General features: G+C 44.4%; 8 protein-coding genes. 6 read left to right on the top strand and 2 right to left on the bottom strand.

Annotated features, from left to right (window positions below):
* Nucleotides 1–171: P-loop NTPase (locus CCU_RS14780; protein WP_208896372.1), on the bottom strand; the 171-nt coding region annotated here is incomplete at its 3' end.
* A 271-nt stretch (nucleotides 172–442) separates the two neighbouring features.
* Here CCU_RS14780 and CCU_RS09145 point away from each other — a divergent pair.
* The 6 genes from CCU_RS09145 to CCU_RS09120 all read left to right on the top strand — a co-directional run bounded on the left by CCU_RS09145 (nucleotide 443) and on the right by CCU_RS09120 (nucleotide 7748).
* On the top strand, nucleotides 443–1957 hold the full coding sequence (locus tag CCU_RS09145) for an aminoacyl-histidine dipeptidase (protein ID WP_015534421.1): 1515 nt from the start codon (nucleotides 443–445) through the stop codon (nucleotides 1955–1957).
* A 35-nt stretch (nucleotides 1958–1992) separates the two neighbouring features.
* Nucleotides 1993–3084: a PTS transporter subunit IIC gene (locus tag CCU_RS09140; RefSeq protein ID WP_015534420.1), complete on the top strand. Its 1092-nt coding sequence runs from the start codon at nucleotides 1993–1995 to the stop codon at nucleotides 3082–3084.
* A 395-nt stretch (nucleotides 3085–3479) separates the two neighbouring features.
* Complete coding sequence (locus tag CCU_RS09135; protein WP_015534419.1) at nucleotides 3480–4208, top strand: flavodoxin; 729 nt, start codon at nucleotides 3480–3482, stop codon at nucleotides 4206–4208.
* Nucleotides 4209–4295: 87 nt separating this feature from the next.
* Nucleotides 4296–5159 (top strand): aldo/keto reductase, encoded by an 864-nt coding sequence (locus CCU_RS09130; protein WP_015534418.1) that lies wholly within the window; start codon nucleotides 4296–4298, stop codon nucleotides 5157–5159.
* Nucleotides 5160–5295: 136 nt separating this feature from the next.
* Nucleotides 5296–6138 (top strand): hypothetical protein, encoded by an 843-nt coding sequence (locus tag CCU_RS09125; RefSeq protein ID WP_015534417.1) that lies wholly within the window; start codon nucleotides 5296–5298, stop codon nucleotides 6136–6138.
* A 206-nt stretch (nucleotides 6139–6344) separates the two neighbouring features.
* Nucleotides 6345–7748, top strand: coding sequence for an MATE family efflux transporter (locus CCU_RS09120; protein WP_055272510.1), 1404 nt, complete (start codon nucleotides 6345–6347; stop codon nucleotides 7746–7748).
* Here CCU_RS09120 and CCU_RS09115 read toward each other — a convergent pair.
* Entirely contained in the window at nucleotides 7714–9093 is a 1380-nt protein-coding gene (locus CCU_RS09115) for an MATE family efflux transporter (protein ID WP_015534416.1), read from the bottom strand. The genes CCU_RS09120 and CCU_RS09115 overlap by 35 nt on opposite strands.
* Nucleotides 9094–9539: the final 446 nt, after the last annotated feature.

Genomic DNA, 9539 nt, shown 5'->3' with positions numbered 1-9539 from the left:
GAGCTGACAGGTTACTGAGGATTTGCCGACTCCTCCTTTGCCGCTGACCACGGCAATAATATGTTTTATATGTGAACCTGGATGTGGCTCTATGATAAGACTCTGTGGTTCTGTTCTGCTGGAACAGCTCTGACCACAGGTACTGCAGTTGTGTGTACAATTCTCTGACATGATACTCTCCAATCTACTGCACATGGATGTCTGTGCAATCTGTGTTGTATGCTAAGTTACGCATTTGATTAATATATATCATTAAGAGGTTACAAAGTCAACGAAGGCAGGTACTATGAAATTTGAGAGGTGAGTTGAAATTGACGGGTGTCAAATATATAATCAGAGACATGATAGTATACGGATTGTAGAGTTGAAATGAAATACCTGATAGAAAGTATTCTAATAAAGTAATTGGGCATGAAAAATACTATAAAAAGGAGAATATAGCATGGGAGTTTTATCAAATATCGAGCCATATGGAGTTTTTCGTTTCTTTGAGGAGATATGCGGGATTCCACACGGATCGTCGGATACAAAGAAGATAAGTGATTATCTGGTGAAGTTTGCCATAGACAAAAATCTGAGATATATACAGGATGAGAGCAACAATGTGATCATATTCAAGGACGGAACTGCCGGGTATGAGGACAGTGCCCCTGTCATGCTACAGGGACATATGGATATGGTCTGTGAGAAAGATGTTGACTGTGATATTGATTTTGAGCGGGACGGACTGAGACTAGTGCTTGAGGACGGAGTGATATCCGCTGATGGAACCACCCTTGGCGGAGATGACGGGATAGCTGTGGCATTTGCACTGGCTATACTGGATGCCGATGATATACCACATCCACCGATTGAGTGTGTATTTACGGTTGATGAGGAGATAGGAATGCTGGGAGCTGCGGCGATTGACTGTAGTCCACTTAAGTCACGGATCATGCTCAATCTGGATTCTGAGGATGAGGGGTATCTGTTGGTGTCATGTGCCGGAGGTGCGTGTGCTACGTGCCATATTCCGGTTGAATATGAGAATGCAGAAGATGATCATTCAGTTGTGAAAATTATTGTAGAGGGTCTTACCGGTGGACATTCCGGCGTGGAGATCATAAAACAGAGGGCAAATGCCGACAAGCAGCTTGCAAGACTTCTATATAATATAGGAAGGGATGTTCCATACAGACTGATATCTATACAGGGCGGTCTTAAGGACAATGCAATACCTAACAAGGCGAAGGCATATGTGGGTATTGATCCGGAGGATGTGGATAACTTTGTAAAATCTGCGGAAAAGAATGAGAATATTCTGAGGCATGAATTTGGAAATACTGATCCAGAGCTTATAGTGAAAGTAGAAACGGATCTGTCAGATGATCTGGGTTCATATAATAACGCGGATGATGTGCAGAACGATATGTATGGTAGAACCATGATCAACAGAGTTATGACAGAAAAGTCATCGGATATAGTTATCAGGAGTCTTATGATGATGCCAAATGGAATTCAGAAGATGAGCAATGATATAGAAGGGCTTGTGCAGACATCGCTGAATCTTGGAATATTGAATACAACTGAGGATGAGGTCACAGCAAGCTTTTCAGTAAGAAGCAGTGTACAGTCTGAAAAGGAAAATCTGATAGATCAGCTCCGATGTGTATCTGTCTCGGCTGGTGGAAGTCTGGAAGTGCAGGGGGATTATCCTGCATGGGAGTACAGACATGATTCTCCTCTCAGAGATATTATGGTGGATGTGTTTGAAGAGCAGTATGGAAGAAAGCCTGTTATACAGGCGATTCACGCCGGAGTGGAGTGTGGTCTTTTTGCCGGTAAGCTGCCTGGTCTGGACTGCGTATCATTTGGCCCGGATATGAAAAATATCCATACCAGCAGAGAGTCTATGGATGTTGCCAGTGTACAGAGAACATGGAGGTATACACTGGGTATACTTGAGAAATTGAAGTAATTGACAGCAATATAATTCCAATAAGGAGAAGAATGATGGAAAAGGTAAAAGGATTCTTGAAGAAGAAGGACATTGTGTTCAGTGTCAAGAGATACGGAATAGATGCCCTGGGTGCCATGGCACAGGGATTGTTCTGTACTCTGCTTATCGGAACTATCCTGAACACACTTGGCAATCAGTTTGGTGTGCCATTTCTTAAAGCGGTTGTTGCGACCGTGAATGGGACAGATTATACAGTTGGAGGTCTCGCATCTGCTATGGCAGGACCTGCGATGGCGGTGGCTATAGGATATGCTCTTAAGGCACCACAGCTCGTATTGTTCTCACTGATAACAGTTGGATTTGCGGCAAATGCCTTGGGCGGCGCAGGAGGCCCGCTGGCAGTTTATTTTATTGCAGTTATTGCAACTGAACTTGGAAAGGTTGTCTCAAAGGAGACAAAGATTGACATACTGGTGACACCTCTGGTTACCATCGGAAGTGGTGTGGCTGTGTCTGCACTTCTTGCACCTACACTCGGTGCCATAGCCATGAAGGTCGGAGATCTCATCATGCTGGCTACAAACCTTCAGCCGTTCTGGATGGGTATTGCGGTATCAGTTCTCGTCGGTGTGGCACTTACACTTCCGATATCATCCGCTGCGATATGTGCGGCATTCGGACTTACAGGTTTGGCCGGCGGTGCTGCTGTGGCGGGATGTTGTGCGCAGATGGTTGGATTTGCAGTTATGTCATTCAGAGAGAATAAATGGGGTGGCCTTGTTTCACAGGGAATCGGAACATCAATGCTCCAGATGGGTAACATCATCAAGAATCCGAGAATCTGGATCGCACCTATAGTTACCTCTGCGATCACAGGTCCTCTTGCAACATGTCTGTTCAAGCTTCAGATGAATGGAACTCCTGTATCATCAGGTATGGGTACATGTGGTCTGGTTGGACAGATCGGAGTATACACAGGCTGGATGAATGATATCGAGGCGGGAAGCAAGACAGCGGTCACAGCTATGGACTGGGTTGGTCTGATCCTAATCTCATTTGTACTTCCTGCAGTTCTCTGCCCGCTCATCAACATGGTGGTGAGAAAACTCGGCTGGGTTAAGGATGGAGATATGACTTTATCATAAAGATTGGCTGAAATCCGGTGGAAGAAAATTATCTCAAAATTGTTTCCATCAGGCAGATTACAACAGAAAAGATACAATATTTTCGCAAATAAGATTGAAATTGGCTCGAAAGATACAAATTTACAGATTTTGTGTCTTTCGGGCCTTTTTATATGGAAAAGGAGATAATATTTTCCTAAAATGGGTGATTCAGAAGGAAAAAGATACAAAATATATGGTGCTTGATTTGTGGAGTGAAAATACAGCAAAAATGAGCAGACGATAGAAAAATCAAGAATACAAAAAAAGTCCTTGCCTTGAAGTGAACTCCAAAGAGTATTATTAGATATGTCAGAGAAACAGTTCCTGACGTTTTTCGAAAATATGGTAGTTAAAACAGACAGGAGGACGCTTTAATGAAGAAATTAGGAGCATTTTTAGTGTGTGCTGTTATGGCTTTTGGACTTGTTGGATGCGGAAGTGGTGACAGCACAGAAAGTAAAAGTACCACACAGGCAGAAACCCAGACAGAGGTTGTTACGGATGCGGTCAATGAGGCCGATACAAGCAACGACAACGCTGACTCTACGGTATCAGAGGAACAGACCAGCGAGGAAAGCAGCGCTGATGAGACAGACAATGTTGACACAGAGACAGGTAAGACTCTGGTGATCTATTTTTCAGCAACTGGAAATACAAAAGATGCTGCAGAATATATAGCGGCAGAGACAGGAGCAGATATATTTGAGATCACCCCGGCCCAGGAGTATACATCGGATGATCTGAACTACAATGATGACAGCAGCAGGGTATCAAAGGAACACAATGACGAAAGCCTCAGGGATGTGGAGCTTACCACCACTGAAGTTCCTGGCTGGGAATCGTATGATACGGTATTTGTAGGTTATCCTATATGGTGGGGAACGTCTGCATGGCCGGTAGATTCATTTGTCAAGGCAAATGACTTCACTGGCAAGACTGTATATCCGTTCTGCACATCGGCGAGCTCAGGACTGGGAAGCAGTGCAGATGATCTGGCTTCTGAGGCAGGAAGCGGAGACTGGAAGGATGGTCAGAGATTCTCGTCGGGTGTGACACAGCAGGATGTGGCCGACTGGATAAGCGGGCTCGGCCTTGGACAGTAATGTGTCAGATAAGTAACTGAACAGATGTAATAAACATAGCTGGAAATAATTTGAAATTGAAATAAAAAGAAACAGGAGGATATAAAAATGTTAAAAGAAACTTACACACTTAACAATGGAGTAGCAATTCCAAAGCTTGGACTTGGAACATGGTTCATCGACGATGACAAGGTAGCAGATGCCGTGAGGGAGGCCGTAAAGATAGGTTACAGACATATTGACACTGCACAGGCATACGGCAATGAGCGCGGAGTAGGCGAAGGAGTTAGAACCTGTGGTATTCCAAGAGAAGAACTGTTCGTAGTCTCAAAGGTTGCGGCTGAGCACAAGACATATGAGGAGGCCAAGGCGGGAATCGATGGAACGCTTGAGAAGATGGGACTTGACTATCTCGATATGATGATCATTCACAGCCCACAGCCTTGGGTAAAGGTAAATCAGAGCGATGACAGATACGTGGAGGGCAACAGAGCAGCATGGAGAGCACTTGAGGAGGCATACAAGGAAGGCAAGCTCAAGGCTATTGGTATATCCAATTTCCAGATCGGTGATATCGAGAGCCTTATGGAGACTGCTGAGATCAAGCCTATGGTCAACCAGATACTTCTTCACATCAGCAATACTCCGATAGAACTGGTGGATTACTGTCAGAAGAACGATATACTTGTTGAGGCTTATTCACCTATCGCACATGGTGAGATACTCAATCAGCCTGAGATCAAGGCTATGGCGGACAAGTATGGTGTGACTGTTCCACAGCTCTGCATCAGATATACTATCCAGCTCGGAACAATTTCACTGCCAAAGACGGCCAATCCAGAGCACATGAAGAGCAATACAGAGGTCGATTTCGAGATAAGTGCAGAGGATATGGAGGCTCTTAAGAATTTCAAGAAGATCGAGAGCTATGGAGCGAGCAGTGGTTTTCCTGTATATGGTGGACGTATATAATAAAGAAAAGTTCATAGCTATAGTGGACAGCCGTCAGGTTTGTATAGTTTGCAATCATAAATATCTTGCATAATATAATAGTTACCTTATAATAGAGATGTTGCTAATTTTATACATTTAGGAGGAAATGAACAATATGAAAAAGGGAACAAGTTATATTGTAGTGGCTGCAATGATGATGGGATTGATGCTGACAGGCTGTGGGGGCAATGACAATTCTGTAACTAAGGCTACAACTGAAGCTGAGACAGAAGCAGCAACAGAGAAGCAGGATACTGAAACACAGGACACTGCAGATGATACTGAGGACAGTTCGGTCGCCATTGATGAGGAGGACACAGAGGAAGATACAGAGGACAGTGAAGAGGCAGAAGCTGATCCTTCAATAGTAGGTGTATACACCAAGAATGGTTATGAGAATTCGTATTTTGGATTTAAGATCAACCTTGAAGGAAGCTATGGAATTCAGACAAGAGGTTCATTACTGACTGCCACCGATATCTCTGAGGTTGTGGAGGATTCCAATAGCGATGAGACTGTACAGAGGGCATTGGATAATCTGGACAATAGCTTTACGGTAGGAAACGATTATGCATTCTGTGCAAATGATGGTACACACTATATTCTGCTCAAAATAAAGTCCCCTAAGGGTGGTGGAAATTACGGTTATGATGTGTGGGCTGATGAGAATACAGTAGCAAAGGCAACTGTTGCTCAGATGGATACTGTTATTACATCTACAGCAAGTAGAATTGGCGCTGAAGCAAGCAATATTGAGACTGATTATTCCAAGTGTACAGTATTTGGCGAAGAGCACTACATATGTACAGCAACGGCTGATATGTCTGGAACTGAGTACTCTCTGACAAATGTAATAGTAAGATCAGATGACGGAAAGTATACGATGATAATAGCTATAGAGACACTTGGTGACAGAAATTATCAGGATATTCTGGATAACATGTTCAGTCCATTATAAATTTTACAACTTTACTTTTTCAAAAACAAAAAGTATAATACACATCGAAAGCGAGTGGCAAAGATTGCGTAAATCCAGTTTTGTCACTCGCTTTTTATGTGTATATATAATAATTTTCTAGTGTGTAGCTATTCAGCGTAAGTCCAACTAACTTAGGCGATAGCTGCTTTTTTTGTTCAGGGAAAGGAGTTTGAAGAGTGGAAGAAATGGATAAGAACAAAGAGGAAAACAGAGAGAGAAATAAGATGAAAGATATGCCAGTTGGAAAGCTGATGATCCAGATGGGTATTCCTATGATTCTTTCCATGGCGCTTCAGGCGGTGTACAACATCGTAGACAGCGCATTTGTGGGAAATATGAAGGTGGGAAGTGAGGCTGCGTTAAATGCCCTCACGCTGGTATTTCCGGTGCAGATGCTCATGGTTGCTCTGGGCATAGGCACGGGAGTCGGCACAAATGCGTTTATTGCCAGAACCCTTGGTCAGGGTGATAAGGAAAGAGCTGCCAAGGTGGCTGGCAACAGTCTGTTTCTCGGTGCTGTAATATATGTGGTGTGTTTGTTATTTGGAATATTGGGAGTGAGGACTTATATAGTCTCACAGACTATGGACACGCAGGTCACAGAGATGGCTGTGGATTATCTAAGAATATGCTGTGTGTATTCATTTGGAATAATATTCTTCTCGTTGTTTGAGAAGCTGCTTCAGGCAACTGGCAGATCCATGTATTCAACGATAGGTCAGGTGATGGGAGCTGTCATAAACATCATACTTGATCCGCTTCTCATATACGGAGTGGGACCATTTCCTGAGATGGGTGTCAGAGGAGCCGCCTATGCGACTATTATAGGTCAGATAGCGTCTGCGGTTCTGCTGTGCGTGTTCCATCTGAGACTTAATAAGGAATTTGAACATGGATGTGCATACATGAAGCCTGACTGGAGAATCATCCGGGGAATATATGCCATAGGACTCCCGGCCATCATAGCCCAGGCACTTATGTCCATCATGGTATACGCGCTGAATCTCATTCTCAAGTTTAACCAGTCGGCGCAGACTGCATATGGTCTGTTCTACAAGGTTCAGCAGTTTGTGCTGTTTCTCGCATTTGGACTCAGGGATGCGATCACCCCGATCACGGCATACAGCTATGGAATGGGTGACAGAAAGAGGATAAATGATGCGATTAAGTATGGAATAATCTACACAATAGTGCTGATGGTGTTTGGAATGGCTGTGACAGAGCTGTTTCCAGCTGCATTTGCCGGACTTTTTAATGCGGGACAGTCCAGAGTGTATTTTATAGACGCCATGAGGATAATCTCCCTAAGTTTCGTATTTGCCGGGGTAAATGTTGCATTTCAGGGAATATATCAGGCCCTTGAAGGCGGTGTGGAATCGCTTGTGATATCGCTGCTCAGACAGTTGATAATCATCCTGCCGCTTGCCGGAGCATTTGCGGCTCTGGTCAGAGGCGGTCAGGCGGATGTATCACTGATATGGTGGGCATTCCCGATCACGGAGATCGTGTCGTGCGTGGTGGGCATGGTGTTGCTGAGAAGGAAAATGAGGAGGGTTACTTCTTCCCTGCACCTTTCATCATTGACTTAAATGTCAGCATGAATGTTGCGCCGCATGAGAATGCGGACACTATGTCGCTGATAGGCTCGGCGTAGTAAATACTCATGACTGAGTGCGTGCAGTATGGCAGGATGATCGCGAGTGGGATTATCAGTATGACCTTTCTCAGCAGTGCAAATATAAGGGATTTGCCTGCTTGTCCCATGGATATGAAGGACTGCTGACATCCGTTCTGTATGCCAAAGAACATCATTCCGAATATGTATATCGGAAGAACTTTTGCACAGAGTGCTTTGAGGGATTCATCCGAGGTAAATATTCCGGCTGCCACGGACGGAAACAGGAATGCGGCCCCAGCCAGGACAAATGACACTATGATGGACATGGTTATCAGTATGGTACATGTCTTCTTCACTCTGTCCACGTTGCCCTTGCCGTAGTTGTAGCTGATGATGGGCTGGACTCCCTGTGAGAAGCCGCTCATCGGGATAAATATAATCTGCATGATACTCTGAAGTATGGTGAACGATCCCACGTACAGGTCATCGCCGTACTTCTGGAGTCCATGTGTGAACACGATGGTTATAAGGCTCTCCGTGACCTGCATGATAAATGGTGACACACCGAGAGCTGCGATGGACAGTATCAATTTGCCCTGTGGGCGCATCATCTGCGCTGATATGCGAAGACTAGCCTTGTCGGATGTCAGAAATCTGATAACCCATGCCGCACTTATCGCCTGGGATATGACGGTCGCTATGGCCGCACCCTTGATTCCGAGGTTCAGTGCAAATATGAATATCGGATCGAGGATGATGTTGAATATGGCTCCTATGAGCACAGAAAACATGGCGGTCTTTGACTGTCCCTGGGCTGTGATAAATGTGTTCAGTCCGGTGGTGATCATGACAAATATAGTGCCTATAAGGTAAATGCTCAGATAGTCATCGGCATGTGGATAGGTGGCATCGCTGGCACCGAAGAAATACAGAAGCGGTTTCTTCAATGTGTAGATGACAGCCATAACAATAACTGTAAATATGATGAGCAGGGTTACGCCATTTGACAGGATGCGCTGTGCCTTGTCCCTGTCGCCTTTACCGAGAGCAATGGAAGCCAGAGGTGCTCCGCCCGCGCCCACGAACACGCTGAATGCACTTACAAGGGTGATGATCGGGAGACACAGTCCGATTCCGGTGAGGGATGCTGCGCCTATCTCCGGGATATGTCCTATGTATATTCTGTCCACTATGTTGTATAAGAGATTGATGAGCTGCGCCACAAATGTCGGAATGCCCATGGAGAGCATAAGTTTAAATATCGGCGCCGTGCCCATCCTCTCTTCGGAATTTGAAGAAATTGTACTTGTGTTCATAACTACTCCTTAATGTTGATAACTTTATAAAATCTGCTGAAAACTTCGTCGCTCATCATGGGGACGGAGATACCTGTCCCCTCCGTCCCCTAGGATATTTCAGTTGGGTGAAGTAGTCAATCAGGAAATAATTAAGAAAGTATAAAATAAATGATAAGTGGAAAAAGTCCAGTAAATATGCGGCAAACAGTAAAAAACAAGTGAAAATATGGCAGAAACTTGAAAATTTAATCTTGACAAATTTACTAGGAAAGCGCATTATGGTTACAGATATAAGATAAACCGTTGATCAAGAGGAGTAGCGGCATATAACATGTTCAGAGAGTTGCAGGTGGTGTGATTGCAGCGATGGGAGTGCAGGTGAATGGACTTGTGAGGGCAAACCGAAAGATTTGAGATTCAAGTAGGGGAGACGGAGACCTACCGTTATAGAAGGTACATATATG

Source organism: Coprococcus sp. ART55/1, assembly GCF_000210595.1.
Lineage (GTDB): Bacteria > Bacillota > Clostridia > Lachnospirales > Lachnospiraceae > Coprococcus > Coprococcus aceti.
This window is presented reverse-complemented; position numbering and strand designations above follow the sequence as displayed.

Bases quoted from the DNA above. Each gene is read 5' to 3' on its own strand.
- CCU_RS09145 (WP_015534421.1), top strand. From the start codon at position 443: ATGGGAGTTTTATCAAATATCGAGCCATATGGAGTTTTTCGTTTCTTT.
- CCU_RS09140 (WP_015534420.1), top strand. From the start codon at position 1,993: ATGGAAAAGGTAAAAGGATTCTTGAAGAAGAAGGACATTGTGTTCAGT.
- CCU_RS09135 (WP_015534419.1), top strand. From the start codon at position 3,480: ATGAAGAAATTAGGAGCATTTTTAGTGTGTGCTGTTATGGCTTTTGGA.
- CCU_RS09130 (WP_015534418.1), top strand. From the start codon at position 4,296: ATGTTAAAAGAAACTTACACACTTAACAATGGAGTAGCAATTCCAAAG.
- CCU_RS09125 (WP_015534417.1), top strand. From the start codon at position 5,296: ATGAAAAAGGGAACAAGTTATATTGTAGTGGCTGCAATGATGATGGGA.
- CCU_RS09120 (WP_055272510.1), top strand. From the start codon at position 6,345: ATGGATAAGAACAAAGAGGAAAACAGAGAGAGAAATAAGATGAAAGAT.
- CCU_RS09115 (WP_015534416.1), bottom strand. From the start codon at position 9,093: ATGAACACAAGTACAATTTCTTCAAATTCCGAAGAGAGGATGGGCACG.